This is a genomic window from Bradyrhizobium sp. 61, from assembly GCF_023073075.1.
Classification (GTDB): Bacteria; Pseudomonadota; Alphaproteobacteria; order Rhizobiales; family Xanthobacteraceae; genus Bradyrhizobium; species Bradyrhizobium barranii.
In genome coordinates, this window is the sequence record NZ_JADPIU010000052.1 from 813,664 (window position 1) to 838,327 (window position 24,664).

Annotated in this window: 27 protein-coding genes; 13 read left to right on the forward strand and 14 right to left on the reverse strand. The window is 64.7% G+C overall.

Translation table 11 applies throughout. The features are described from left to right. Positions 1-15 precede the first annotated feature (15 nt). Positions 16-1,224, reverse strand: coding sequence for an ABC transporter substrate-binding protein (locus IVB46_RS18805; RefSeq protein ID WP_247304028.1), 1,209 nt, complete (start codon positions 1,222-1,224; stop codon positions 16-18). Positions 1,225-1,328: 104 nt separating this feature from the next. On the opposite strand from IVB46_RS18805, the gene IVB46_RS18810 reads away from it, so the two are divergent. Further along, positions 1,329-1,808 (forward strand): MarR family transcriptional regulator, encoded by a 480-nt coding sequence (locus IVB46_RS18810; RefSeq protein ID WP_231143117.1) that lies wholly within the window; start codon positions 1,329-1,331, stop codon positions 1,806-1,808. 9 nt (positions 1,809-1,817) lie between these two features. Here IVB46_RS18810 and IVB46_RS18815 read toward each other — a convergent pair whose 3' ends face one another. Then, positions 1,818-2,495 carry a TetR/AcrR family transcriptional regulator gene (locus IVB46_RS18815; protein WP_247304026.1) on the reverse strand — a complete coding sequence of 226 codons (678 nt, stop codon included), beginning with the start codon at positions 2,493-2,495 and terminating at the stop codon, positions 1,818-1,820. A gap of 171 nt (positions 2,496-2,666) precedes the next feature. On the opposite strand from IVB46_RS18815, the gene IVB46_RS18820 reads away from it, so the two are divergent. The 4 genes from IVB46_RS18820 to IVB46_RS18835 all read left to right on the forward strand — a co-directional run bounded on the left by IVB46_RS18820 (position 2,667) and on the right by IVB46_RS18835 (position 5,379). Next, positions 2,667-3,530, forward strand: a complete 864-nt coding sequence (locus IVB46_RS18820) for a DUF3313 domain-containing protein (RefSeq protein WP_247304786.1) — start codon at positions 2,667-2,669, stop codon at positions 3,528-3,530. 62 nt (positions 3,531-3,592) lie between these two features. Then, positions 3,593-3,847 (forward strand): hypothetical protein, encoded by a 255-nt coding sequence (locus tag IVB46_RS18825; RefSeq protein ID WP_247304024.1) that lies wholly within the window; start codon positions 3,593-3,595, stop codon positions 3,845-3,847. Positions 3,848-3,952: 105 nt separating this feature from the next. Beyond that, positions 3,953-4,291, forward strand: coding sequence for a hypothetical protein (locus IVB46_RS18830; protein ID WP_247304023.1), 339 nt, complete (start codon positions 3,953-3,955; stop codon positions 4,289-4,291). A 140-nt stretch (positions 4,292-4,431) separates the two neighbouring features. After that, positions 4,432-5,379, forward strand: coding sequence for a LysM peptidoglycan-binding domain-containing protein (locus IVB46_RS18835; RefSeq protein WP_247304021.1), 948 nt, complete (start codon positions 4,432-4,434; stop codon positions 5,377-5,379). 55 nt (positions 5,380-5,434) lie between these two features. Here the strand turns inward: IVB46_RS18835 and IVB46_RS18840 are convergent, their stop codons facing one another. Together IVB46_RS18840 and IVB46_RS18845 are read right to left on the reverse strand one after the other, a co-directional pair. After that, the gene (locus IVB46_RS18840; RefSeq protein WP_247343186.1) at positions 5,435-6,508 is read right to left on the reverse strand and encodes a tartrate dehydrogenase; all 1,074 of its coding nucleotides are present in this window, start codon (positions 6,506-6,508) and stop codon (positions 5,435-5,437) included. Positions 6,509-6,529: 21 nt separating this feature from the next. Next, complete coding sequence (locus IVB46_RS18845) at positions 6,530-7,828, reverse strand: MFS transporter (RefSeq protein ID WP_247304019.1); 1,299 nt, start codon at positions 7,826-7,828, stop codon at positions 6,530-6,532. A gap of 156 nt (positions 7,829-7,984) precedes the next feature. Between IVB46_RS18845 and IVB46_RS18850 the strand changes: the two genes are divergently transcribed. Both IVB46_RS18850 and IVB46_RS18855 read left to right on the forward strand, forming a co-directional pair. Next, positions 7,985-8,902, forward strand: coding sequence for a LysR family transcriptional regulator (locus IVB46_RS18850; RefSeq protein ID WP_247304017.1), 918 nt, complete (start codon positions 7,985-7,987; stop codon positions 8,900-8,902). 38 nt (positions 8,903-8,940) lie between these two features. Continuing rightward, positions 8,941-9,765, forward strand: a complete 825-nt coding sequence (locus IVB46_RS18855; protein WP_247304015.1) for an aspartate dehydrogenase — start codon at positions 8,941-8,943, stop codon at positions 9,763-9,765. A 3-nt stretch (positions 9,766-9,768) separates the two neighbouring features. On the opposite strand, the gene IVB46_RS18860 is transcribed toward IVB46_RS18855, so the two are convergent. After that, positions 9,769-11,073 carry a sorbosone dehydrogenase family protein gene (locus tag IVB46_RS18860; protein WP_247343189.1) on the reverse strand — a complete coding sequence of 435 codons (1,305 nt, stop codon included), beginning with the start codon at positions 11,071-11,073 and terminating at the stop codon, positions 9,769-9,771. Between the two features lie 349 nt (positions 11,074-11,422). Between IVB46_RS18860 and IVB46_RS18865 the strand changes: the two genes are divergently transcribed. The 3 genes from IVB46_RS18865 (at position 11,423) to IVB46_RS18875 (ending at position 13,012) form a co-directional block, all read left to right on the forward strand. After that, a complete protein-coding gene (locus tag IVB46_RS18865; RefSeq protein WP_247304011.1) occupies positions 11,423-11,986 on the forward strand; it encodes a hypothetical protein in 564 nt (187 codons plus the stop codon). Between the two features lie 321 nt (positions 11,987-12,307). Further along, positions 12,308-12,514, forward strand: coding sequence for a hypothetical protein (locus IVB46_RS18870; RefSeq protein WP_028147657.1), 207 nt, complete (start codon positions 12,308-12,310; stop codon positions 12,512-12,514). A gap of 291 nt (positions 12,515-12,805) precedes the next feature. Continuing rightward, positions 12,806-13,012, forward strand: a complete 207-nt coding sequence (locus IVB46_RS18875) for a DUF2934 domain-containing protein (RefSeq protein ID WP_071910441.1) — start codon at positions 12,806-12,808, stop codon at positions 13,010-13,012. Positions 13,013-13,538: 526 nt separating this feature from the next. On the opposite strand, the gene IVB46_RS18880 is transcribed toward IVB46_RS18875, so the two are convergent. From IVB46_RS18880 to IVB46_RS18915, 8 genes are all read right to left on the reverse strand, one after another. Further along, entirely contained in the window at positions 13,539-13,916 is a 378-nt protein-coding gene (locus tag IVB46_RS18880; RefSeq protein WP_247304009.1) for a hypothetical protein, read from the reverse strand. 236 nt (positions 13,917-14,152) lie between these two features. Then, the gene (locus IVB46_RS18885) at positions 14,153-14,779 is read right to left on the reverse strand and encodes an isoprenylcysteine carboxylmethyltransferase family protein (RefSeq protein ID WP_063981571.1); all 627 of its coding nucleotides are present in this window, start codon (positions 14,777-14,779) and stop codon (positions 14,153-14,155) included. 28 nt (positions 14,780-14,807) lie between these two features. After that, a complete protein-coding gene (locus tag IVB46_RS18890; protein ID WP_071910445.1) occupies positions 14,808-15,839 on the reverse strand; it encodes an NAD-dependent epimerase/dehydratase family protein in 1,032 nt (343 codons plus the stop codon). A gap of 29 nt (positions 15,840-15,868) precedes the next feature. Then, entirely contained in the window at positions 15,869-16,405 is a 537-nt protein-coding gene (locus tag IVB46_RS18895) for an Mpo1-like protein (RefSeq protein ID WP_247304007.1), read from the reverse strand. A gap of 151 nt (positions 16,406-16,556) precedes the next feature. Beyond that, positions 16,557-17,225, reverse strand: a complete 669-nt coding sequence (locus IVB46_RS18900; RefSeq protein WP_247304005.1) for an OmpA family protein — start codon at positions 17,223-17,225, stop codon at positions 16,557-16,559. Continuing rightward, positions 17,225-17,641 carry a hypothetical protein gene (locus tag IVB46_RS18905; protein ID WP_166101797.1) on the reverse strand — a complete coding sequence of 139 codons (417 nt, stop codon included), beginning with the start codon at positions 17,639-17,641 and terminating at the stop codon, positions 17,225-17,227. Before IVB46_RS18905 ends, IVB46_RS18900 begins: the two co-directional genes overlap by 1 nt. Before the next feature lie 88 nt (positions 17,642-17,729). After that, entirely contained in the window at positions 17,730-18,017 is a 288-nt protein-coding gene (locus IVB46_RS18910) for a type II toxin-antitoxin system HicB family antitoxin (RefSeq protein WP_247304004.1), read from the reverse strand. A gap of 8 nt (positions 18,018-18,025) precedes the next feature. Beyond that, a complete protein-coding gene (locus tag IVB46_RS18915; protein ID WP_247304002.1) occupies positions 18,026-20,638 on the reverse strand; it encodes a UvrD-helicase domain-containing protein in 2,613 nt (870 codons plus the stop codon). A gap of 237 nt (positions 20,639-20,875) precedes the next feature. Here IVB46_RS18915 and IVB46_RS18920 point away from each other — a divergent pair, with 237 nt between their 5' ends. Further along, entirely contained in the window at positions 20,876-21,049 is a 174-nt protein-coding gene (locus IVB46_RS18920; RefSeq protein WP_008556598.1) for a DUF1328 domain-containing protein, read from the forward strand. A 61-nt stretch (positions 21,050-21,110) separates the two neighbouring features. Here IVB46_RS18920 and IVB46_RS18925 read toward each other — a convergent pair whose 3' ends face one another. Continuing rightward, a complete protein-coding gene (locus IVB46_RS18925) occupies positions 21,111-21,605 on the reverse strand; it encodes a thioesterase family protein (protein WP_028147665.1) in 495 nt (164 codons plus the stop codon). 84 nt (positions 21,606-21,689) lie between these two features. Between IVB46_RS18925 and IVB46_RS18930 the strand changes: the two genes are divergently transcribed. After that, a complete protein-coding gene (locus IVB46_RS18930; RefSeq protein ID WP_247304000.1) occupies positions 21,690-23,114 on the forward strand; it encodes an FAD-linked oxidase C-terminal domain-containing protein in 1,425 nt (474 codons plus the stop codon). Between the two features lie 104 nt (positions 23,115-23,218). Beyond that, positions 23,219-24,553, forward strand: coding sequence for a Spy/CpxP family protein refolding chaperone (locus tag IVB46_RS44900; RefSeq protein ID WP_256468613.1), 1,335 nt, complete (start codon positions 23,219-23,221; stop codon positions 24,551-24,553). The last annotated feature ends 111 nt before the right edge of the window (positions 24,554-24,664 follow it).

Sequence of the window (24,664 nt, forward strand, 5' to 3'; positions counted from 1 at the left end):
GTCAGCTCCCGGCCGTTATTGCGTGGTCAGCGGACACTTGCCTTCGCTCTCCGAGCGGAATGCGTCCTCGCCCTTGATCGTGGCGACGACCTTCAGCAGGTCCCAGGCCGAATTCGACTCCTCGGGCGCCTTGACCTGGAGCAAATAGAGCGGGTGGATCTTGCGTCCGTCCTTGCGGATGTAGCCCTTGCCGAACAGCGGATCGTCCGTCGGCATCTCCTTCATCGCGGTGACGACGGCCTTGCCGTCCTTGGCGCCGCCGACCTTGTCGACCGCCTTGAGGTAGTGAATGACCGAGGCATAGACGCCGGCCTGCATGTCGTTGGGATAAGCCTTCGAGGGGATGCGCTCGGCGAAGCGTTTGGCGAAAGCCCGCGTGCCGTCGTTCAGATCCCAGTAGAACGGGTTCATGATCTGCGCGCCCTGCGCAAACTTCAGTCCGAGTGAGGGAAGGCCGTTCATCCCCAGGATCAATCCGACCAGCTTGTGGTCCCTGGTCAGCCCGAACTCGGCGGCCTGCTTCATCGAGGTGATGGTATCGTCGCCGGCATTGGCGAAGCCGACGACGTTCGCGCCCGAAGCCTGGGCCTGGAGCAGGAAGGAGGCGTAGTCGGCCGTTCCCAGCGGATGCCGCACGCTGCCAAGCACCTCGCCGCCGGACGCTTTCACGGCCTCCGCGGCCTGCTTCTCCAGATCGTGACCGAACGCGTAGTCGGCGGTGATGAAGAACCACTTCTTGCCGCCTTGCTGGACGATCGCCTTGCCGAGGCCGCGCCCATAGGCATAGGTGTCGTAGGTCCAGTGCACGGTATTCGGCGTGCATTTCTCGCCGGTCAACAGCACCGTGCCGGCGCCCGATCCGACGAAGACCTTGTTCTTCTCGGCGCTCATGCCGGCGACAGCGAGCGCGATCGACGAGTTGGGGATGTCGAAGATCGCGTCGACGCCGTCATTCTCGTACCAGCGTCTGGCGATGCCGATCCCGATGTCGGTCTTGTTCTGATGGTCGGCCGCGACGACCTCGACAGGCTTGCCGGCGGCCTTGCCGCCATAATCCTCGACCGCCATTTTTGCGGCGACGACCGAGCCGATCCCCTGATAGCTCGCGAACGGACCGGATTGGTCGTTCAGGATGCCGATCTTCACGGCATCCTGGGCAAAGCCCGGCGCGGCAACCAGCATCGAGGCCAGAATGCACAATTTGTGCAGGAATTTGCTGTTCATTGTGTCCCTCCCATATGCGGTCTTGGTGCCGCTAAATAATAGTTATATTTTATAGCTATTTTTGAGAGTGTCAATTCGGCTGTGGCCGCCGCGGATTGAGGATCATGAGCTCGAAAACCGTAAGACCCGGGTTGAAGTCCGATCAGCAGCCGGAGAAATCGCTGGATCTGCGCGCGCTCCGGCGGACGCCCGGGTTCATGCTGCGCCTCGCGCAATTGAAGTTCTTCGAAGGCTTTTACGAGGAGTTCGCCGCGTTGGGCCTGACGCCGGCGACCTATGCGATCTTCGCCGTCATTCGTGACAATCCCGGCGTGCCGCCGAGCAGCCTCGCCAGCCTGCTCCGGTTGCGCCTGCCGAACCTGATCAAGATCCTGAACGAGCTCGAATCGTCCGGCTTCATCAAGCGCAACCGCTCGAAGGCGGACCGCCGTGCCGTCGAGCTGATGCTGACGCCGAAGGGCGCAAAGCTCATTGCCGAGGGGGCAAGGCTGACGGAGCCCTATAACGAAAAGATGCTGGCCCCGCTCAGCGCGTCCGAGCAGCGCACGCTGCTGGAATTGCTGAACCGGCTCCTGCCGCTCTAGGGTCGGGCTCTATCGCTTCCTGACCAGCTTCAGGGGACGACCGGTCTTCTGAATGCGGGGCTTGATCGCAGCGCTCTGTGCGTCGGGCGGGTTCAGGAAGCGCGCGAGCATCGTTCTCAGATGCTCTACGCTCTGCTTGATATCCAGCTTCGGATTGCGGATCGGCATGGCGCGGGATCCGTCGACGAGGGCGATCAGGATGTTTGCCGTCGCGTCCGGATCTAACCCAGGATCCACCCGTCCCTGCTGCTGCGCGCGGCGCAGGAAGTCGCTCCACATGCGGCGGACCGCCGCGGTGTGGCGTTCGATGATCGCAGCGAATTCAGGATTGCGGGCGGCCTCCGCGAGACCATCCAGATTGAGGATCTGGGCGGGACGAAATCGCAGGCTGGATTCCTCGATATCGACGAGCAGCGCCTCGATCACGTCCGGGGCGGCCAGAATTTTTTCGAACTTTTCGGCCGACCGCGCGAGACCGAGGTCGATCATCGCCTCGATGATCGCCTCCTTGCTCGCGAAGTAGTGATAGAGGTGGCCCGGACTGATGCCGGCTTCGGTGCAGATATCTGTCGTGCTGGCGCCGCGGAAGCCGTCCCTGATGAAGCAGCGGATCGCCGCGCCGAGGATTTCCCCGCGCTTTTGCTCATGCTTGACGGGGTCGACTTTCCTCAAACCGGACATCTCCATTCACACTCGCCCGTTTAGCACGACGGTCCGCCACGAGAAAATCAAAATTAGAGAGTTCCATCTATTTATGTTGACGGATGTTGCGAGGCGTGAGAAGTGATTATTAGAGCGATCTCTCTAATAAGTTGCCGATGCAGGAATGGGACCATGCGCTTTCCACGGACGGCCCTGATGGGTGCCGCGCTTGCGCTCGGAGGGTGTGCGACCGCGCCGCTCGAACAGGCCGGCTCGCTCAGGAGCTATGACCGGATGTCGGAAGCGAACGGGCTGGTGACGCGATCGAAAATCCGCGTGAACAAGCAGGATGTTCTGGCGGCGAAGACGATCCGGATCGCATCGACCGTTTTTCCCGCGCGCACCGATGTCGTGTTGAACGAAAAGGAACGTCGCCTGGTTGCGAACGCCATCAGCCGCGAGCTGTGTCTCCGCTTGAGCGAGCGCTTCCGTATCGTCTCATCCGATGACGACGCCGATCTCACGGTGCAGGCGACGGTGACACATGCCGCGCCGACCAGCCCGACCGCCTCCGGCGCATCGAAAGCCCTGTCGATAGCCAAGACCGTTGCGCTTCCCGGCGTGCCCGTACCGGTGCCGAGGCTTCCGGTCGGGCTCGGCAGCCTGTCGGTCGAGGCGGAGGCGCGCGATTTTGCAGGATTTCAGAAGGCGGCCATGGTCTGGGCGCGCGGCGCCAACTCGATTACGAACTCTCCGCGGGTCGCCAATGAGGGCGATGCCTACGATCTCGCCGCCGATTTCGGCGCGGACTTCGCAAAACTGGTTACGACCGGAGAATCGCCGTTCGGCGGCATCCCCGCGCTGCCGCCGATGGACAGCATTCCCGTGCGGCTCGGCGGTGCGCCCAAATACGTCGCATGCGAAGCGTTCGGACGGTTTCCCGGCATCACCGGCATCGCGGGGCAGGGGCTCGGCCTGCCGCCGGCCTGGACCGATTCCGGCGCCAAGGAGAGCCCGGCCAACAATGCGGTCCCGCCGCCTGTGCCCGGAGCGAATTCAGAGCAGGCGCTGACACAATAATGCGGCCGCGCGCCCCGCAACATCCGAACTCGACATATTGGTAGCCGATCAGAGTTGATGACATGCTGACATCCGGAATAACTCGCCCTTCCCAACGCGCTTTGCGCCAAAGCGCAGCGCGCGACGATGCGCGCGCGAGCAGCGTTCCCCTGTTCACGGCCGATGAGGCGTGGAGCCGGACGAATGCAGATCGGCGTGCAGTCGACGAGAGGGATGACCAGGACTCGATGCTCGAGCCCGGCTTCTGGATGACGGCCCTGGTCGCGTTCCTGCCCACGGTCGCCGGCTGCCTCTATCTCGTCCTGACCCAGGGATGAGACGCGCAGCGAGCGCGGCACCGGGGACAAGCGATGCATTCACGATATGAGTTGGCGTGCGGCCAGCGAAGGTCCGTCTTCGGCCGCCGCAGATCTCTCGCGGCCTTGTCCACCATCTTGACGCTGCTGCTGGCGGGATGCGCGTCGAGCGGGAATTTGCCTCCTGTCTATCATCCTCCGCGTCCGCCTGGTGCCAAGGCGGTGCAGGAAGGCGTCAGGAAGGCAGCCGCCGAAGTCAAGCTGACCGGGGGACTCGAGACATCCGCCGTCCGCCCTACCGACCACGGGCCGGGGGCGTATTTCGTCTGCCTGAGGCAGGGCGCTGGTCCGTCTGACAGATACCCCGCCTATTCGGTCTTTTTCGACGATGACGCCTACAAGGGAGTCCAGAGCTCGGTGATCCTTGATACCTGCGAAGCCCAGCCATGGGTTCCCTTCAATTGATGCCGGGATGTAAGGGGCAGGATGAGAACCTCGACCGACGGGCGTCATGGGCCCGGTTCCGTGCCCCAAAATCCACCCAATCGGTGGTCACTAAGCCCGCGGAGGAGGCCTTTGCCTCCCATGGTGGGACTGCTGGACGGATGATCGATTTGAGGCGGCTAGTCGTGCTGGCAGCGGTTGCGCTGCTCGCCCTAGGCACCGGCATGGCCGCTGCCTCACCTGCGAAGCCGAAGCGCCCCGCGGTCGCGACCGCTGCGCCGCCGCCTCCCGCTCCGCCGGTCGAGCCGCTGCCGCCGCCAAAGATCTACCTGTTCCGCGGCGCCATGGGGCCGATCTTCTCGACCGGCATGGACCGGCTCAGCGAAAAGCTGACGAAGGCCGGCTTCTCGGCCGACGTCTATGAATTCACCATCTGCCGATGGATCGGCGATCGTGTCATCTCCAGCTACAAGGAGAGCCCGGCGCCGATCGTGCTGATCGGCCACTCCATGGGCGGGCTGTGCTCGGTCGTGATCTCCGAGATGGCGGCCAAGGAGAACATCCGGATCAGCCTCGTCATCGCCATCGATTCCGCGCATGCGACCGGCGACGTGCCGCTCAATGTCGAGCGCTTCATCAACATCTTCCTCTCCGACAGCGTGCTCGGCGGCGGCGACGTCGTGGCCGTGCCCGGCTATCGGGGCCATTACGCGAGCTACGACCTCAAGGAGAACAGCCGCGTCTCGCACATCAACATCGAGAAGTCGGACGACATCCATCGCCAGATCATCGAGATGGTGACGCAGCTGCCACGCATCCCCGCGCAGAGCCAGGCCGATGCGGTACCGTTGCGCTATCTCGTGCCGCCGAACACGCCGGTGGAATTGTGGGACAGCGGCGTGCGGGTGCCCGTGCGCACCGGCGACACCATGGAGAGCATCGCCGCCGCCCGCCGCGTGCCACTGTGGACGCTGGCGCAGAGCAACTCGCTGGCGGAGAACGCGACCCTCACCCCCGGCCAGTCCATCATCGTCCCGCGCCATCTGACGCCGCCGGAGCCTGTGGCCGCGATGGCGGCGCCGGCGCCGCCATCGCAAGGGCGGAAGTAGTTGATCCACAACTCGTCATGGCCGGGACAAGCCCGGCCATGACGTCGGGTAGCGATTACACGTTCGTCCCGTGGATCGCGTCGATCACGGCGTCCGTGACTTCCTTCGTCGTCGCCTTGCCGCCGACATCGGGCGTCAGCACGCCGGCCGCGCAGACGCGCTCGACCGCCGACATCAGCCGTATTGCCGCGTCCTTCTCGCCGAGATGCTCGAGCATCTGGGCACCGGTCCAGAAGGTCGCGACCGGGTTGGCGATGCCCTTGCCGGTGATGTCGAACGCCGAGCCGTGGATCGGCTCAAACATCGAGGGGAAGCGGCGCTGCGGATCGATGTTGCCGGTCGGCGCCACCCCGAGGCTGCCGGCGAGCGCGCCGGCAAGATCGGAGAGGATGTCGGCGTGGAGGTTGGTCGCGACGATCGTGTCGAGGCTCTTCGGATGCAGCGTCATGCGCAGCGTCATGGCGTCGACCAGCATCTTGTCCCAGGTCACATCGGGGAATTCGGTCGCGACTTCGGCTGCGATCTCGTCCCACATCACCATGCCGTGGCGCTGCGCGTTCGACTTGGTCACGACGGTCAGGAATTTGCGCGGCCGCGACTGCGCGAGCTGGAAGGCGTAGCGCATGATGCGGGTGACGCCGACGCGGGTGAACACCGCGACCTCGGTGCCGACCTCCTCCGGCAGGCCCTTGTGGGCACGGCCGCCCATGCCGGCATATTCGCCTTCCGAGTTCTCGCGCACGATCACCCAGTCGAGATCGCCGACGCCGACATTGCGCAACGGCGAAGCGACGCCGGGCAGGATCTTGGTCGGCCGCACATTGGCGTATTGGTCAAAGCCCTGGCAGATCGGCAGGCGCAGGCCCCACAGCGTGATGTGGTCGGGCACGTCAGGGGCGCCGACCGCGCCGAAATAGATCGCGTCGAATTTCTTCAGCTCGGCAAGGCCCTCGGCCGGCATCATCACGCCGTGCTTCTTGTAATAGTCCGAGCCCCAGTCGAACGTCTTGACGTTGAAGGCGAGGTCGCCGCTGCGTTTTGCCAGAGCCTCCAGCACGCGGACGCCGGCCGAGATGACCTCGGGGCCGATGCCGTCGGCCGGAATTGCTGCGATCGAATGAGTGCGCATGAAGATGCTCCGTTTGAGATGTCAGTGGGATTGCGGGACGGGTTCGACGGGCGCGGTCTGCGCGCGCGACAATAGCAAGGTCAGGACCGCCGAGAGAACGAGCAGGCCGCTGACAAAATAGAGGCCACCGACAAAACTGCCGGTCTGGTCCTTGATCCAGCCGATCATGGCCGGACCGACGAAGCCGCCGAGATTGCCGATCGAGTTGATGGTGGCGATTCCTGCCGCGGCCGCGGGGCCGGACAGGAACAGCGTCGGCATGCTCCACAGCGGCGGTTTTGCGGAAGAGATGCCGATGTTCACCAGCGTCAGCGCGACCAGCACAGCGACGACGCCGGTCGCAAGGCCGGCATAGGCGAGGCCTGCGGCCGCGAGCAGGCAAGCGAGCACGACGTGCCAGGTGCGCTCGCCGGTGCGGTCCGAATGCCGCGCCCACAGCACCATGGCAACGACGGCGGCGGTTGCCGGCAGCGCATTGAGGAAGCCGACCTGGAGCGTGGACAGGCCGAACTGCTTGATGATCTGCGGCGCCCAGACGCCGAGCGTGTAGAGGCCGGCCGAGGTGCCGAAATAGATCAGCGACAGCGCCAGCACCCGCGGGTCCGCAAGCCCGCGCCAGATGCTGTGGCTCGCGGTCGCGGCCTTGCTCGTGGTCTCAGCGTTCATGGTCTCGACCAGCCAGCGCCGCTCGTCCTCCGCAAGCCATTTCGCCTTCTCGGGGCGATCGGTCAGGAAACCGAGCACGACGAAGCCGAGCACCACCGCCGGCAGCGCCTCCAGCACGAACAGCCATTGCCAGCCCTTGAAGCCGAGATGGCCGTCCATCTCCAGCAGCGCGCCTGATATCGGCGAGCCCAGCACGGTCGAGAGCGGCGCGGCCGCCATGAACAGCGCGGTCACCGAGGCACGCTGGCGCGCCGGGAACCAGTAGGAGAGGTAGAGGATGATGCCGGGAAAGAAGCCGGCTTCGGCGACACCAAGCAGGAAGCGCAGCACGTAGAAGCTGGTCGCGCCTTGCACGAACGCCATCGCCGCCGACACGAGGCCCCAGGTGATCATCACCCGCGCGATCCATATCCGCGCGCCGACCTTGTGCAGGATGATGTTGGAGGGCACCTCGAACAGGAAATAGCCCCAGAAGAAGATGCCGGCGCCGAAGCCGTAGACGGTGGGCGACAGGCCGATGTCCTTGTTCATCGTCAGCGAGGCGAAGCCGATATTGACGCGGTCGATAAAGGCCACGAAGTACAGCAGCATGATGAAGGGAACGATGCGCCAGGTGATCTTGCGCAGCACGCGCGTCTGAATTTCGCTCGCCACCCTGGCCTCCTCGAGTTCCGGTTTGTTGTTGTATCGGCGGACCCGGAGGTCCACGCCGGCAACGAGCCTAGGCGGGGGAGGGAGGCATACTCAATTGGCGCTGGTTTATACAAAAAAATAATATAATCCTCGCCTGGCGAGACGAGAGGACCTTGGATGGAATTGCATCAGTTGCGATGCTTCGTGGCGGCGGCCGAGCAGCTGCATTTCGGCCATGCGGCACAGCAGCTTCAGATGCTGCCCTCCGCGCTCGGCCGGCAGATCAGGCTGTTGGAAGAAGATCTGGGAACGCGGCTGTTCGCACGGACCACGCGCGCGGTGTCGCTGACGGAAGACGGCACGACGCTGCTGCGCGATGCCCGCGCCATCCTCGCCAAGGTCGAGGCGGTCGAGAGCAATCTGCGCAGCCGCTCGCGCGCGGGCGCCGCGCGGCGGCTGCGGATCGGCGCCATCGACAGCGCGGCGGCGGGATTGCTGCCGCCGCTGTTGCGCGATTTCCGCGACAAGCATCCCGAGATCGCGGTGCAGCTGCTCGAAGACAAGACCGTCCGGCTGCTGCCGAAGATTTTGACCGGCGCGCTGGATCTCGCCTTCGTCCGCCCGCCCGACAGTGCGGACAAGCGGCTCGAATTCCGCGATCTGCTCCAGGAGACCGCGATCGTGGCGTTTCCGCAGCGGCATGCGCTCGCCGAGCGCAAGTCGATCACGCTGGCGCAGATCGCCGACGAGGCGATGCTGGTGCCGGACCGCCGCTCGCGGCCGCACAGCCATGACCTCACGATCAAGCTGTTCGAGCAGGCCGGGCTGACGCCGCGCATCGTGCAGGTCGCCGACGAGAAGCAGACCATCATCCATCTGGTGGCAACGAAGCTCGGCGTTGCGATCGTGCCGCGCTGGACCACGCGGATGGCGGTATCAGGCGTGCGCTTCGTGCCGCTGCGGCCGAAGCAGAGCGGCCCCATCGGCCGCCTGCCGCTTGCCGCCGCATGGCTGCGCGGTTCGCGCGACCCGGCCCGCGATGCCATGCTGGCGGTGCTGGAGGCGCGCCTGCGCAGCTATGCGCGGGAGGCGTGAGCGGCTATGACATTGGCCTGGCGAGAAGGCGGGATGCGATGACTGGACAGAAAGCTTCGAACGAATTGCGGGTTGCCATCGCAGGCCTGGGCTCGATCGGCACCAAGATCGCGTCGGCGCTGGATCAGGGTATCGAGGGACTGACGCTCTCCGCCGTCGCGGTGCGTGATCCCGCAAAGCATCAGGCCTTTATCGGCGGTCTGCGCCGTCCGCCGCAAATCGTGCCGATCGATCAGCTCGGCGAAGTCGCCGACATCGTGGTCGAATGCGCGCCGAGCAGCCAGTTGCGCGCGATCGTCGAGCCCGCGGTGAAACGCGGCAAGGCCGCGGTCGTCGTCAGCGTCGGCGGGCTGCTCGACAATTTCGATCTCGTCGATCTCGCCCGCGCCAATGGCGGCCGCATTATCGTGCCGACCGGGGCGTTGATCGGGCTCGACGCCGTCAACGCCGCCGCAATCGGCAATATTCATTCGGTGAAGATGGTGACGCGCAAGCCGATCGACGGCTTGAAGGGCGCGCCCTTCATCGTCGAAAACAACATCGATATCGACAATCTGCGCGAGCCGCTCAAGCTGTTCGAGGGCACCGCGCGTGAAGCCGCAAAGGGCTTTCCGGCCAATCTCAACGTCGCGGTCGCGCTGTCGCTCGCGGGCGTCGGGCCCGACCGCACCTCGGTGCAGATCTGGGCCGATCCGACCGTGACGCGCAACGTTCACCGCATCGAGGTCGAGGCGGATTCGGCGCGCTTCTCGATGTCGATCGAGAACATCCCGTCGGAGAATCCCAAGACGGGCCTGATCACGGCGCTGTCCGTGATCGCGCTTCTGCGCAAGCAGCGCGCCACGCTTTGTGTCGGGACGTAACCTCTACGCGCCCGTGACGCGCCAGATCACGTTGCCGACGTCGTCGGCCATCAGCAGCGACTTCTTGTCGGGTCCGATCACGACGCCAACCGGGCGGCCGTAGGATTCCTTCTCGTCCGGGGACAGGAAGCCCGACAGGATGTCGCGACCGGGGCCGGACGGGCGGCCGTTCTCGAACGGAATGAACACCAGTTTGTAGCCCGAGAGAGTGCTGCGATTCCACGAGCCGTGCTGGCCGATCACCATGCCGTCCGGAAAGCCCGGCAGCGTGCCGGCGGGCATCCAGCACAGGCCGAGCGAAGCGGTGTGGCCGCCGAGCGCATAGTCCGGTTGAAGCGCCTTGGCGACCATCGCGGGATCCTGCGGCACGCGATCGTCGAACGTCTTGCCCCAGTAGCAATAGGGCCAGCCGTAGAAGCCGCCGTCGCGCACCGAGGTGAGATAGTCCGGCGGCGTCTCGTCGCCGAGCCCGTCGCGCTCGTTGACGACGGTCCAGAGCACGTTCGTATTGGGCTCCCACGCGAGTCCAACCGGGTTGCGCAGTCCCGCACCAAAAATGCGATGCGTGCCGGCGGCGAGATCGAGCTCATAGACCGCGGCGCGGCCTTCCTCGACCTCCATGCCCATCTCGGCGATGTTGCTGAGCGAGCCGACACCGGCATAGAGCTTCTTGCCGTCGGAGCTTGCGAGCAGGCTGCGCGTCCAGTGGCCGCTCGGCTTGAACGTCGTGAGCCGCTTGCCCGGCGCGGTGATGCGGTCGGCATTGGCGACATAGGGGAAGGCCATCACGCCGTCGGTGTTGCCGACATAGAATGTGTTGCCGACCAGCGCCATGCCGAAGGGCTGGCTGAGGTTCTCCATGAAGGCGCCGCGCACTTCTGCGACGCCGTCGCCGTCCTTGTCGCGCAGCAGCGTGATGCGGTTGGCGCTGACGCCGAGCGCTGCGGCTCGCCGCATCGTCGCCTGCATCGCATAGTGAAACACCGACCTCGGCGCGCCCGCAATCTGCGTCGCCTCCGCGATCAGCACGTCGCCATTCGGCAGCACCTCGATCCAGCGCGGATGGTCGAGCCCGGCCGCGAATGCATTGACCTTGAGCCCGGGGGCGACCGTCGGCTTCTGCCCCTCGCTCCAGCCTCTGGCCGTCGGCATCTTCAAGGTCGGCAGCGCCCCCTGCGGCTTCGCTTCCGGAATCGCTGGCGCCTGGCCCCAGGCCGGCGCGGGTGCGGTCCCCGACAGCCGCCGCCATTGCAGCGCGGCACCGCCGATCAGCGCGACGAACTGCGCGAAGATGCTGGAAAAGGTCATGGAAATCCCCTGTTGAACGTACGGCACAGTCCAACGACGGATGGCCCAAAGCCCCGCGCGGGCTCAGACCTTATCGTCGACCTCTCCAGATCCACGATGGGATGTCGTCGTGCCTTTTTGCGCGCGCATCCAACTGGGTAGCGGCAAAAAGGTCAACCGTTACGGAACTCGATCAGCGCCTATTCCCGAGGAATGGCAGCCGACCAAATTTGCATGGAGAGGAAAGTCAGCGGCCGATGTGCCGGTCCAGCCGCCGGCGCGAGCCTCTGCTGCTACGCTAGGCACGCCCAAAGAACTGACTGATTTTCGGTGCCATTGCCCGCCGCGCGCCGTTACGACATCTCCAGGCATGCAACTGTTTAACCATCCGTTAACCATAGCTATTCATGATACTGCCCGTGTATGTGTGTTCGCGACGAGCTTGATCTGCATGGCGCAGCGTGGTTCCAGAGCGCCAGTTGGAGGGGATGAGGGCGTCCTGAGCTTTCCCTCACCGCTGGCACCAGACAAGGGAGCAACAGCTCTCGATCTGGTATTTCAAGCGGCCGATGTCTTCCGCGATATGGAGAAGCACGCCCGCGAGACCGAAGCCCGTGCCCAATCACTTTGCGCGAGCGCCATAGAAAGATTGCGGCTGGCCGAAGGGCGAGCGGAGGCCGCCGAGCGGGCACAGCGTGAACTCACCGTAGCCACCCAAACTAAGCTGCAAGATGCTTGCCGAGCGCTGGAGCAGGCCCAGTGCTGCATTGAAGCTCAGAAGGATAAGTTGACGGCCGTAGAGCTTCGCGCCGAAGTTGCGGAAGCCGAAGCGCGACAAGCCAAGGAAGCGCTCGCGCTCGTTGAAGAGGCCATTCGCAAGCGTCTGCTTTGCGCAAATCCGCATGCCGATGGCAGGTTGGCAGCGGTAGCCTGATCAATTGCGACTGCAATTGCTCACTGGGGCTACCGCGCGGACCGGCGCGGCACAGGCGAACTACCCCTGCTGCAAGCCTGGCGGTAGCCACCTCCTTTAGCATTTGAAATCGGCTGGGATTGGGTTCGATCCAAATAGGGGCTGTGCAGCCTGAGAGGCTCATTTTACTTGCGGGACAAGACGCCGCGTGACCCACGCGCCAATGCAAATGACAGAGCCAAACGATAACGAACTATTAACCATGTTGGGCTATCTGGAGAATTGGGCATTCGGGGCGCGTGTGCTGGCTTGCGGGCCAGCCGGTAGCGTAGGCGTGGACCCATGGCCCTTGACCCGGAAGAACTCGTCACCCTGACAGATCACGGCTCGATGAAACTGCGCGCGGCAGTATCGCGCGCGATGACGTTGCCACCCAAGGAACGCAAGCGGACGACAATCGTCCGCGAGGGTGAACCGGCGATCCTGCATTTCGAGCAGATCAAAAACCTTGCGGCGCGGTGGAACGAACGGCTCGCGCCAATCGACTGACTAGTTTCGCTCTGCTGGTGTCAATCGGGCCCCGAGCCCCCAAAGAGGCGGCCCGTGCACGGCCTCGTCGACCCTCGGTAAGCATGAGTTTGATGCCGGTCGCCGCATGCGGATTATCGTTCGTGCGACCGGCGTCCGCGAGCGCTGCCGAGATTTCTCGCAATGAGCGCCGACCGCCCTTGGGCCGCACCCGCACGACTCATGGCTTCCGCTGCCCCGTTAAGATTTCATTAACCCTACTGGAGCAAGTCTTTTGGCCGGGCTGGGCGGATCATTCGCAAGGAAAATCCCATGCCAAATCTGGAAGAGGCAATTCGCGAGCGCGCCTACCACCTCTGGGTCGCCGATGGGCAACCCGACGGAAAGGCGGAAGTCCATTGGATGCATGCTCAATACGAAATTCTCGAGGCGTCAGTCGCAAACCCTGCTGTGGCTGACATCGCAGTGACAAAACCCGCCAGAAGGGTGCGATCCCCGAAAAAGCAAAACTCGCGCTGACGGGTCCAGCGCGAGGACGTGCGCCATTCGCAATTCGGTCGGCGGGCTGCCGGTCGTCGTTAGAAATGACATCCAACGATGCGGGAACTGGCAGCCTCGCTAACCCAAATTTCTTCGAGAGGAACAGACAACAACACCTAGACTATTCGTCGGGTCGGCAGTTCAATTGGCATTGGTTGATCGAGTCGGTTTCTCGCACCATCCAGCGCCGAGAGCGACGAGCGCCGACGTGACCAGAGCCGATGGCAACCAGTGTCCGACGGGACCAGCGTCCATAAGGCCAGCGTCAAGGAGGCCAGGGTCCAGAAGGCCAGCGTAAAGCGAGCATCAACCCTGCAAGCAGCCCGCCAAGTCTGCTCGCAGCCCAACTTGGCAAGACACGGCAAGGCCTTTGCCAGCGAAGAGCCTTTGAGGCTTTTGGGACCATCGGTTACTCCGATGGTCCCTTTTCATTGTGGTGTGCCATTGGCGCGAGACATCGGGCGGCTGTTGCTTCCGCGTTCACCATGCAATCGAGCGAGGAACGCTATTTGATCGTCGTGTGCACAGTGATTACCGACGTGCCAGAAGCTGTCGGTCCCTGACCCGTCGCTTTGATGGCAAAGGTATCGCTACCCTTATATTTGGCCTTCGCCTTGTATTCGAACGTAGACAGGTTGAGCCTTTTCAGCTTGCCGTGTGACGGCTTTTGAGAGATGTCCGAGCCACTCACCGTGCCGCGTATCTTGATTGGAAATTGGCAACTTCCTCCGGACGTGAGGTCAATGTCGGCCGTCGAGTTCTCGCCCCAATCCGCTAGTGTGCCCGAGATTGAGCATTCAGAAACGGCCGCCGCCCGAGATACAGACAGTAGGCTTGGACAGCTAGCGATGAGCGCCAACGCGGCGACCTTTGACAACTGCATAATAGGCTTCTCCGTAGCGTTGTCAGTTTACGGACATCACTCCTCTGGCACCCCGGCTAGGGCTAGGCCGCATGCCCTCGCAGACCCGCTCTCGTCCTGCGAGATATTTCGTATCGTCGCTTGCTTGGCTGACAAGCAAGCGACTGATGGTAAAGCTTGGATCGAGCGCAAGTCCGACACTAGCAGTAACGTCGTGCAGAGAAAGCGGAACGCAGCGACCGCGCCTTCAGGACGCTTCACCGCGGCGACAGGAACGGAATGATCATCGGCACGCGACGGCAATAGGCGCCGTAGGCGTCTTCGCCGAGCTCCTTGGACAGAAACACCTCTTCCATCCGGCCCTTCTGCCACATGCCGAGCGAGATCAGGATGGCGCCGAGGATCGTCGTTACGAGGCCGATCGCGATGCCGGTGACGAGCATGCCTGCAATCAGTCCCGTGTAGATCGGGTGACGCACGATGCCGTAGGGGCCAGTGTCGATAACGCGGTGGTCTTCCTTGTGGGTGATGGTGTTGGACCAGAATTTTCCGAGATGCAGCCGGCCCCACCAGGCGAAGGCGATGCCGGCGGCCGAGAGGACCGCGGCGATGTAGATGCCGGTGTTGCCGAGCACCCAGAGCGGCTTCCAGCCCAGGACCTGTGCAACCCACGGCGTGTACAGGATTCCGCCGACCAGGATCGGCAGGCGATAGCGCTGCGACTCCAGCGTCATGACCTGCTTCTGGGTGCGGCCCTGCCAGAACGAGGCGCCGACCCAGCTGGCGAGAAAGGCGAGCCAGATCAAGGCCAGGAGTTCGGTCGGCCAGGTCGTGGTCCAGCCACCCCAGGCCACGGAGAGAAGCTTGCTGAAATCGAAGGACATGAAGGTTCTTTGCGTTTGGGCGGAGGCCTTAGCTCGCGCGCGAGGAAAGCGCGTGATGCTCGATGGCGCCGGAGGGCCGCTGGCCGTTGCGGGCGAGCAGATGGGTGATGGTTTCGCGCAAGACCGGTTCGATCGGGCGCGGCGCGTAGCCGAGCTCGGTGCGCGCCTTGCCGATCGAGAGGTCGCTCGCGGCAAGCGCGATGCGCACGCCCTCGGCGGTGCCGTTGGGCGGCCGGCGCGTGATGCGATCGGAGATGGATTCGAGCATGATCGCGGAGAGCTCGGCGATCTTGCCGGGCACGACGACCGGGAACTGCCGGCGGCCGCTCATCGCCGACATCATCCGCAGGATGTTGCCGAGCGGGACGCAGTCGCCGCCGAGGATGTAGCGCTGGCCGATGCGGCCGCGCTCCATGGTCAGCACGAGACCCATCGCGACGTCGCGGACATCGACGAGATTGACCAGGAAGTTGAGATGCGGCTGCACCTTCTTCTGGAGGAAATACCACAGCATCGCGGTCGGCGGCGTCAGATTGTGGTCGGCGGCACCGATCGGCATGGTCGGCGTGCCGATCACGAGCGGGAAGCCTGCGGCCGCCGCCTTCGCGGCGTGGTGCTCTGCGAGCGACTTCGACCGCGTATAGGCGCCGGGCATCGCATCGGCCGGCTGCAGCGCCTCTTCGGCGGCAACGCCGTTGAGGTCGGAATAGGGGAACAGGATCGATTCCGTCGAGCAGTGCAGGAAGCGCGACACGCCGCGCTTCATCGCCGCGGCAAGCACGATTTCGGTGCCGCGGCAATTGACGTCGTGGAAGTCCTGCTTGTTGGCGACCCACATGCCGGGCAGGCCGGCGAGGTGATAGACCTGATCGACGCCGGCGATCGCGGCCTCGACCGCGGTTCCGTCCAGCACCGAGCCGTGGATGTGTTCAACGTCCGCGTTCGCCGCGGCCGGCGCACGGACATCGAGAACGCGTACCCGCTGCCCACGGGCGCGGAGCGCTTCTACGAGATGATGTCCGATGAAGCCGCTGCCACCGGTAACCAGTACGAGAGCCATGCAGAAGGTTTGCTGTTTCGCTTCTAGAGCTATCGGGTTGAAAGGGAATTGGTCGGAAGAGGCGCCAAAATCGCGGCAAGGTCGCGACGGAAGCCCAATGCAATGAATAATTTCGCCATGACAAACATCGGTCCAAGCAGGAAATGCGCGGGGTGGTCGACCATCGACGGCTGCCGTTCCTCGAAAACCCTGTGGCCCACGATCTGCGCCGCGACGCCAAATCCGATCAGCAGCGCAAAAATCGACCACATCATGACGATCGAGGCCTGATTGCCGATTGCGGTTGCGACCGAAAGCAGCACGGTCATCGCGGCAAGGATGCCGAGTCCAATCCCGGCGTCCAGCATCAGCCAGTAAACCAGCACCGGCAGGGCCGCAACCACGGCCAGGCTCACCTCGATCCCGAAGATGGGAAAACGCACGAGGGTGAGCGGCAGCACGGCGCCGGTGAAGAGCAGGAGGATTCCGACCACGTGCATCGCGCAGTTCCAGGGATCGCGATGATATTCGACGTAATCGGCCAGTTGGCGTTGAAAATAACCAGCCATCTCGGTCTCGTGCAGCATGGGGTCGGGGAAGGGCGAGAGCAGGCTATAGCACCTGATAGGGCAGTGCACAAACCGGCTCGGCTGTCGCGCAAAGCATGGCTGTTGCGCTTTCGACAGGCCGCAAAACGGTCGGAACTTCAAAGAGTTCCGTCAGGGGAAGCGATCTCGCTCAGCGCTTCTTGGCGGGCTTTTTCGCCGCAGGCCCAGGCGCCGCAGCTGGATGCGCAGGCGCCTCCTCCGGCACCTTGGCATAGGTCAGGATTTGCAACTGACCGTTGACCGTCGAGGTCGGCTTGGCCCGGTCGAGAAACTGCTCCTCGCCGAGGCCGATCGGATGCAGCCGCTTGGTCGAGATCTTGAAGGTGTTCACCAGGACGTCACGGATCGCATCGGCGCGTCGCTGGCTTAGGATCGCATTGGCCTCGCGCGTCTTCGCATTGGATTCGACATGGCCGACGATCAGGAACGTGTACGGCAGCAGCGAGGAGTTAACCAGCGCGTCCGCGATGCGGCCGACGGTCTGGTAGGACGCCGGCTGGATGATCGGCGTGTCGGCGTCGAACTGGATCTGCGCGTTGAAGGCGGGCAGGTTGGCGAGGTCAGGCGCGATCGGCGGCCGGTTCACCGGGCCCGGATCGTTCTTGATCCTGGCCTTGGCGCGCTCCATCACCTGCTGCTTCAGCGCGGGAAGGTCGACCTCGGCGGCCTGTTCGAAATGGTTCAGCTTGCCGACGATGTCGTCACGGGTCGGCGCCGCCGTCTGAGCGCTTGCTGCGCCCGCGAGCAGGGCCAGGATCTGGACCACGACCAGCGTGATGGCGATTCCGTTCGCGCGCATCACCGATACCCCGCGTCGTCGACGGCCTTCAGGCAGTTGTTGCTGATGCCCTTGGGCGTCGAGACCAGGCAGGGGATCGACTTGCTGGTCTCCTTGGTCGAGCCGCCGCAGACCTTGACGATCTCGCGCTGGCAGGCGTTCGCCACCGTGACGCGCGCGGCGACGCGCTTCTGGATGGCATCGAAGGCGCCGAGATAGTCGCTCTGGCATTGCTGGGAGAGCACGTCGCGGTTGCGCGACAGGCACTCTTTCAGCCGGGTCGAGTCCGGATTGACGCCGCGGCAATTGGCGACGATCTCCGCGCCGCAACTCTTGGCCAGGAGCCCGATCGAATCGCCAAAGCTCATGGTCTCCGCCGCCGCTAGCGACGGCATAACCAATGCCAGCAAGATCAGTGTGATGGAGCCCCGGACCATGGGCGCATCTGATACGGGGAAGTTCGCGGTGGTCAAGGGGCGTTCGGGCGAGAACTGTCGAACGTCCGGCCAGTGCGGCGAACAGTCCTCACCCGGCCTCAGGGAGGGGCGGCCATTCGATCAGGGCGACCGTGTGCTTCCTGAGGTCGTCGGCCACAGCAGGGTCGGCCTTGAGCTCGTCCAATGTCCGCGGCGGGGGAAGCTGGCGGCCGTCCGCGCTCAGCTCCTGCGCATAAAATGCGAGCGCCTCGGGCGCACCCTCCAGGGCCTCGTCGACGTCGTCGCCGCCGGAAATGCAGCCCGGCAGGTCGGGAAACCACAAGCCGACGGCGTCGTCCGGGCCTGCGTCCTCGATGATGGCGACGTACCGAGGCATATCAGGCCTCACGCCCGCTGCACAAAACTGTCCACGACCTTCTTCTCGCCGGCCTTGTCGAAGGCGATGGTGAGCTTGTTGCCGTCGACCTTGGTGACGCGGCCGTAGCCGAATTTCTGGTGGAAGACGCGGTCGGAGAGGGAAAATTCCGAGGTGGTGCCGGTGGATTTGGCGACCAGCTCGCCCTCGATCGTCATCGGCCCGCGGCGGCGTGAGGAGAAGCTGCCGAAATCCGGGCCGGATGAGGAGGAGAACGACGAGGCTTGTTCCTCGAAGCCGCCTTGGCCGCCGCCACTGCGGCCGCCGCCGCGGTTGCGGTTGGCCTGGGCGCGCTGCCAGCCCGGGGTCGAATAGGTGGAACCGAACGCCTCCATGTCGTCGAAACGCGAGGCGCCGTAGCCGCCGGTGCCGCCCCAGGCCGAGCCGCCCTTGGATTCCGTGATCTCGACATTGGCGGACGGCAATTCGTCGAGGAAGCGCGACGGGATCGTGGTCGACCAGGTGCCATGGATCCGGCGGTTGGTCGCAAAGTAGATCTTTGCGCGGCGGCGGGCGCGGGTCAGGCCGACATGGCCGAGCCGGCGCTCTTCTTCGAGGCCGGCGCGGCCCTGTTCGTCCAGCGTGCGCTGGCTCGGGAACAGGCCTTCCTCCCAGCCGGGCAGGAACACGTTGTCGAATTCGAGACCCTTGGCCGAATGCAGCGTCATCAGTGACACCGCGTCTTCCTCGGCGCCGCCGTCGCGATCCATCACCAGCGAGATGTGCTCCAAAAACCCTTGCAGGTTCTCGAACTCCTCCATCGAGCGCACCAGCTCTTTCAGGTTCTCCAGCCGGCCCGCGGCGTCGGCCGAGCGGTCCTTCTGCCACATCTCGGTATAGCCGCTCTCGTCGAGCACGATCTGGGCGAGATCGGTGTGCGCGGTGACCTCGCGCTGGGCACGCCAGCGGTCGAACTGGGCGACGACGTCGCGCAGGCTTCCGCGCGCCTTCGGCTTCAGCTCGTCGGTCTCGATCACCGCGCGCGCTGCTTCGAACAAGGGAATGCGGCGCTTGCGGGCGTGGTCATGCAGCATCTGCACTGTGGCGTCGCCGAGGCCCCGCTTGGGCACGTTGACGATGCGCTCGAAGGCGAGGTCGTCGGCCGGTGAGTTGATGACCCGCAGATAAGCCAGCGCGTCGCGGATTTCGGCGCGCTCGTAGAAGCGCGGGCCGCCGATCACGCGGTAGGGTAGGCCAAGCGTGACGAAACGATCTTCGAACTCGCGCATCTGGTAGGAAGCACGCACCAGGATCGCGATCTCGTTGAGCTTGTCGCCCTGGCGCTGGAGCTGCTCGATCTCCTCGCCGATGCCGCGGGCTTCCTCTTCGGAATCCCACGAGCCCGTCACCGTGACCTTCTCGCCGTCATGGTCCTCGGTGCGCAACGTCTTGCCGAGCCGGCCTTCGTTGTGAGCGATCAGGTGCGAGGCGGCGGCGAGGATATGGCCGGTCGAGCGGTAATTGCGCTCGAGGCGAATGACCTTGGCGCCGGGGAAATCGTGGTCGAAGCGCAGGATGTTGTCGACCTCGGCGCCGCGCCAGCCATAGATCGACTGGTCGTCGTCGCCGACGCAGCAGATGTTTTTGACGTGGGGCGTCTGCTCCCTCGCCCCGCTTGCGGGGTCGCGAAGAGCTTCGCTCGCGCTGAGAGCGTCGGGGTGAGGGGCTGTCTCCACGAGTTCAGTCTGCGGAGAGTCCCCCTCACCCGCATCGCTTTGCGATGCGACCTCTCCCCGCACGCGGGGAGAGGTGAAGGAGGGAGACGTCGGCGCCTGCGACAGCAGCCGCAGCCACAGATATTGCGCGACGTTGGTGTCTTGATATTCGTCGACCAGGATGAATTTGAAGCGCTGCTGGTACTGCCGGAGGATATCCGGGTGCTCGCGGAAGATCCGGATGTCCTCGAGCAATAGATCGCCGAAATCGGCGGCGTTCAGGATCTTCAGCCGCTCCTGATAGCTCGCATAGAGCTTGCCGCCCTTGCCGTTGGCGAACACGGCGGCTTCGCCCGACGGCACCTGCGACGGCGTCAGGCCGCGGTTCTTCCAGCCGTCGATCAGGCCGGCCAGCATGCGGGCCGGCCAGCGCTTGTCGTCGATGTTGTCGGCCTGCAGCAGCTGCTTGAGCAGCCGCACCTGGTCATCGGTGTCGAGCACCGTGAAGTTCGACTTGAGCTGCGCCAGCTCGGCATGGGTGCGCAGGATGCGGCCGCCGATGGAGTGGAAGGTGCCGAGCCACGGCATGCCTTCGACCGCATGGCCGAGCATCTGGCCGAGCCGATGCTTCATCTCGCGCGCGGCCTTGTTGGTGAAGGTCACCGACAGGATCTCGGCGGGGCGGGCGCGGCCCTGGCTGAGGATATGGGCGATGCGCGTGGTCAGCACGCGCGTCTTGCCGGTGCCGGCGCCGGCCAGCACCAGAACCGGGCCGTCCAGCGTCTCCACGGCGTCGCGCTGCTCGGGATTGAGCCCGGACAGATATTTCGGGCCCACGGAGGCGCGCGCACGCGCGGCGATGCCGCCGGCTGCGGGCTGGTGGTCGGGTACGCTGGTGATTTTGCTCGGCTCGGTCATGCGAATCATTGGCCCCACGATGGCACCGCGGGGTGGTGGAAGGGAGCCTTCTTAACAGGGATTGGTCCCTATATGGGGCGCCGGGCCGAGGTTTTCCACGTGCGCGGCGGGCCGATTTGTTCCCTCGGCGAGGGCGAATTTCCAGCTTGCGTGGCCCGGAACCATCGTTCCCGCGTCGAGATTGTCTGGACAGGTGGCGCGGCCAGCCGCGCCGACGCAGACAGACATCAAGACGAGGGTTTGACCATGCTAGGCTGGGTTGTGACGTTTCTGGTTATCGCACTGATCGCCGGCATCCTGGGCTTCGGCGGCATCGCCGGCGCCTCGATCGAGATCGCCAAGATCATCTTCTTCATCGCGGTCGTGCTGTTCCTGGTCTCGGCCGTGGTGGGCCTTGCCCGCGGCCGCAACAGGATATAGCGCGGTCTGATTGGCGCATGATCTTACCGGAAAACCGCTTCACACTTTTTCGGATCATGCACTACCGCTTCGAGGGCATCGCCACGTTCCGGCCGATGCCCTCGGGCCGCGGCACGGCGCCGTGGGCGCCCACGACGGCTGCGATGCGCTGCCGGATATCGGGCGGAAAGGCCGCCACCTTTCGCGAGCCCATGTCGATGTGGAGCGACATGTTTTCGGAGGTCGCCGACAGCCAGCCTTCGGTCGCGTGCCGCAACTCCTGGAACGTATGCAGCCGCTTGTCGTCGGCTTCGAGCAGCCAGACCGACACCTGCACGGGATCGCCAAGGTGGATTTCGCGCAGATACCGCACATGGCATTCGGCAGTGAAGGTCGAGCCGCCTCGCTCCTTCATGTAGCCCGGCCCGATCCCGAGCTGTAACCACATCTGGTCGATCGCGCGGTCGAACATCACGTTGTAATAGGCCATGTTGAGATGGCCGTTATAGTCGATCCATTGCGGCTCGATCTGCATGATCGACGAGCGGAACGGCTCGGCAGCGGCGGTCTCCGGCATGTGTCTTTCCTGCTATGCGCGCGGTCGCTTGACTTGACCGGTCAGATGTCCTTTGCCACGGTTCTTCTGTCGGGAGGAATGTCCGTGGGTACGACCATCACCAATAATCCGCCGCGGGTCGAGCCGAAAGCCCTCGCAAGCGCGCTGGAGCAGCTTGCCGCACGGTTCGGCAACCGCCTCATCACCTCGCAGGCCGTTCGCGAGCAGCACGGCCATACCACCACATGGATCGTCAACCAGCCGCCGGACGGCGTGGTGATGGCGCAGGAGACCGCCGACATCCAGGACGTGGTGCGGATCTGCGCCAGGAACCGCGTGCCCGTCATCGCCTTCGGCACCGGCACCTCGCTGGAGGGCCAGGTCAACGCGCCCGCCGGCGGCATCTCGATCGACCTGCGCGACATGAACAAGGTGCTCGCGGTGCATGCCGAGGATCTCGACTGCGTGATCCAGCCCGGCGTCACCCGCAAGGCGCTGAACGAGCATCTGCGCGACCAGGGCCTGTTCTTCCCCATCGACCCCGGAGCGGATGCTTCGCTCGGCGGCATGGCCTCGACCCGCGCCTCCGGCACCAACGCGGTGCGCTACGGCACCATGCGCGAGAGCGTGCTGGCGCTGAAGGTCGTGCGCGGCGACGGCGAGATCATCACCACAGGCACGCGCGCCAAGAAATCATCCGCCGGCTACGACCTGACGCATCTGTTCGTCGGCGCCGAAGGCACGCTCGGCATCATCTCCGAGCTGACCATTCGCCTGCGCGGCATCCCTGACACGATCGCGGCCGGCGCGGTGTCGTTCGAGACCGTGCACGGGGCATGTCAGGCGGTGATCCTGGCGATCCAGACCGGCATTCCCGTGGCGCGCATCGAGCTGCTCAACGCCGCGCAGGTGAAGGCCTGCAACGCCTATTCGAAGCTGACGCTGCCGGAAACGCCGCTGCTGCTGATGGAATTCCACGGCAGCGAGGTCGAGGTCGGCGAGCAGTCCAAGGCCTTCGGCGAGATCGCAAAGGATTGCGGCGGCGGCGATTTCTCCTGGACCACCAAGCCGGAAGATCGCACCAAGCTGTGGCAGGCGCGGCACGACGCCTATTGGTCGGTGAAGGCGCTGCGGCCCGGCGACAGCATCGGCGTGGTTGCAACCGACGTCTGCGTGCCGATCTCGCGGCTCGCCGATTGCGTCGGCGAGACCGAGGAAGACCTCAAGCGCCTCAACCTGCTGTCGCCGATCGTCGGCCATGTCGGCGACGGCAATTTCCACTGCTCGCTGGTCTGCGACACCAACGATGCCGACGAGATGGCGCGCGGCGAGGAGTTCATGCATCGCCTGGTCGAGCGCGCGCAGGCGATGGACGGCACCTGCACCGGTGAGCACGGCATCGGCCAGGGCAAGCAGAAATATCTCAAGGCGGAACTCGGCCCCGAAGCGCTCGACGCGATGCGGGCGTTGAAAAAGGCGCTCGATCCGCTGAATATCTTCAATCCCGGCAAGATCGTGCCGGAGGCATAGCGCGCGGCCGGCAGCGTCGCGGTCGCGGAACTTTCGGCAGTCAGGCCGGTTCCAATCCCGTCAATTTCCGATGCCTCGATGGCGCGGCTCTGCGGGAGGATGCGATGTTGCGACCTGTCATTGGAATTGCCGTGATGGCGCTTGCCTGCATGCTGGCGGGCACGGCTCTGGGCAAGGGCGGGCATGGTGGCGGCCATGGTGGTGGGCACGGAGGCGGGCATGGCGGTGGCCATCACGGCGGCGGTCATCATGGTGGTGGTCATCATGGAGGCGGCCATTTTGGTGGTCATGGCTTCGGGCACGCGCATGGCGGCGGGCATCATGGCGGGCCCCGCTTCGCAACTGGCGCGCGACATCGCGGCCCGAACTTCGGCCAGATCCGCAATGCGGCCGTCCGTCCTGCGAATTTTCGCAACGCCCTCAACGTGCATTCCAGCGCCTTCCGCAACGGCCGTCTGATCAGCAATCCGGCCGCGCGAGCCCAGATCGCAGCGGCGGCCGCACTCGCCGGCTGGCACGGCGCCAGCAGCGGGTGGTGGCAACATGCGGGCGGCGGTTATGGCTGGGTCGGACCGCTGTTCTGGCCGTTCGCCTACAACGATCTCTACGACTACACGATCTGGGGCGACGGTCTCGGCTTCTGGGGCTACGGCTATCCGGACATCTATGCCGGCATCTTCGGGCCCTACGGCTATGACGGTCTCTCGGCCTATCTGCCGCAGCGGCCGGTGGGACGGCGCCAGGCGCGCGGCGTCCCGCTGGATCGGCTCTGTGGCAGCGACCGCCGCGAAATCGTCGGTCTGCCGATCGACCAGATCGCCGCCGCGGTGCAGCCGACCGAGGCGCAAGGCGCAAGCCTCGACGAACTCGGCAATGCCTCGATCCAGGCGTCCGAGATGATCCGCGCGTCCTGCCCGTCGCAGGTCGCGGCGACAGCGCCAGGTCGGCTGACGGCGATGCAGCAGCGCATCGAGGCGATGGAGAAAGCCGTCGATCTCGTTCAGCCCGCGCTCGATCGATTCTACGGCTCGCTCACCGACGAGCAGAAGGCGCGCTTCAATGCGCTGGCCGAGGATCAGCGTCGTGCGACGGCTTCCAGCAACACCGGCGGATCGCTGGTCCAGAATTGCGCGACGTCTGCTGCGCTCGATTGGCCCAGCACTGACATCGAGGCGAGGCTTCATCCCAACGACACCCAGCGCGCCGCGCTACAGGTGCTCCAGGATACCAGCGCGAAGGTCAGCGCATCGCTCAAGGCGGCCTGCGAGCCCAGCGACGTGATGACGCCGCCGGCGCGAATGGCGGCGGTTCGCAAGCGGCTCGACACGATGCTCGACGGCGTCAAGTCGGTTCGCGCAGCGCTGGAGGATTTCTACGCCACGCTGAACGACGAGCAGAAGGCGCAGTTCGAGGCCATCGGACCACGTCGGACGTCCTGACTGCATATCGATAATGCGTGGCGGAAAAATCGCCTCGCCGATCTCGACCGGCCTCTCTATGCTGGGCGAGGCGGGAGCGCGGAACGACGGCGGCTGGAAGACCATTGGTGA

Coding starts and splice junctions, on each gene's coding strand:
- IVB46_RS18875 (WP_071910441.1), top strand. CDS start 12,806: ATGCCAAATCTGGAAGAGGCAATTCGCGAGCGCGCCTACCACCTCTGG.
- IVB46_RS18860 (WP_247343189.1), bottom strand. CDS start 11,073: ATGACCTTTTCCAGCATCTTCGCGCAGTTCGTCGCGCTGATCGGCGGT.
- IVB46_RS18805 (WP_247304028.1), bottom strand. CDS start 1,224: ATGAACAGCAAATTCCTGCACAAATTGTGCATTCTGGCCTCGATGCTG.
- IVB46_RS18915 (WP_247304002.1), bottom strand. CDS start 20,638: ATGATTCGCATGACCGAGCCGAGCAAAATCACCAGCGTACCCGACCAC.
- IVB46_RS18850 (WP_247304017.1), top strand. CDS start 7,985: ATGGAATTGCATCAGTTGCGATGCTTCGTGGCGGCGGCCGAGCAGCTG.
- IVB46_RS18815 (WP_247304026.1), bottom strand. CDS start 2,495: ATGGAGATGTCCGGTTTGAGGAAAGTCGACCCCGTCAAGCATGAGCAA.
- IVB46_RS18905 (WP_166101797.1), bottom strand. CDS start 17,641: ATGGTCCGGGGCTCCATCACACTGATCTTGCTGGCATTGGTTATGCCG.
- IVB46_RS18910 (WP_247304004.1), bottom strand. CDS start 18,017: ATGCCTCGGTACGTCGCCATCATCGAGGACGCAGGCCCGGACGACGCC.
- IVB46_RS18900 (WP_247304005.1), bottom strand. CDS start 17,225: ATGCGCGCGAACGGAATCGCCATCACGCTGGTCGTGGTCCAGATCCTG.
- IVB46_RS18840 (WP_247343186.1), bottom strand. CDS start 6,508: ATGCGCACTCATTCGATCGCAGCAATTCCGGCCGACGGCATCGGCCCC.
- IVB46_RS18895 (WP_247304007.1), bottom strand. CDS start 16,405: ATGCTGCACGAGACCGAGATGGCTGGTTATTTTCAACGCCAACTGGCC.
- IVB46_RS18880 (WP_247304009.1), bottom strand. CDS start 13,916: ATGCAGTTGTCAAAGGTCGCCGCGTTGGCGCTCATCGCTAGCTGTCCA.
- IVB46_RS18820 (WP_247304786.1), top strand. CDS start 2,667: ATGGGTGCCGCGCTTGCGCTCGGAGGGTGTGCGACCGCGCCGCTCGAA.
- IVB46_RS18870 (WP_028147657.1), top strand. CDS start 12,308: ATGGCCCTTGACCCGGAAGAACTCGTCACCCTGACAGATCACGGCTCG.
- IVB46_RS18885 (WP_063981571.1), bottom strand. CDS start 14,779: ATGTCCTTCGATTTCAGCAAGCTTCTCTCCGTGGCCTGGGGTGGCTGG.
- IVB46_RS18925 (WP_028147665.1), bottom strand. CDS start 21,605: ATGCCGGAGACCGCCGCTGCCGAGCCGTTCCGCTCGTCGATCATGCAG.
- IVB46_RS18890 (WP_071910445.1), bottom strand. CDS start 15,839: ATGGCTCTCGTACTGGTTACCGGTGGCAGCGGCTTCATCGGACATCAT.
- IVB46_RS18920 (WP_008556598.1), top strand. CDS start 20,876: ATGCTAGGCTGGGTTGTGACGTTTCTGGTTATCGCACTGATCGCCGGC.
- IVB46_RS18825 (WP_247304024.1), top strand. CDS start 3,593: ATGCTGACATCCGGAATAACTCGCCCTTCCCAACGCGCTTTGCGCCAA.
- IVB46_RS18855 (WP_247304015.1), top strand. CDS start 8,941: ATGACTGGACAGAAAGCTTCGAACGAATTGCGGGTTGCCATCGCAGGC.
- IVB46_RS18835 (WP_247304021.1), top strand. CDS start 4,432: ATGATCGATTTGAGGCGGCTAGTCGTGCTGGCAGCGGTTGCGCTGCTC.
- IVB46_RS18810 (WP_231143117.1), top strand. CDS start 1,329: ATGAGCTCGAAAACCGTAAGACCCGGGTTGAAGTCCGATCAGCAGCCG.
- IVB46_RS18865 (WP_247304011.1), top strand. CDS start 11,423: ATGCAACTGTTTAACCATCCGTTAACCATAGCTATTCATGATACTGCC.
- IVB46_RS44900 (WP_256468613.1), top strand. CDS start 23,219: ATGTTGCGACCTGTCATTGGAATTGCCGTGATGGCGCTTGCCTGCATG.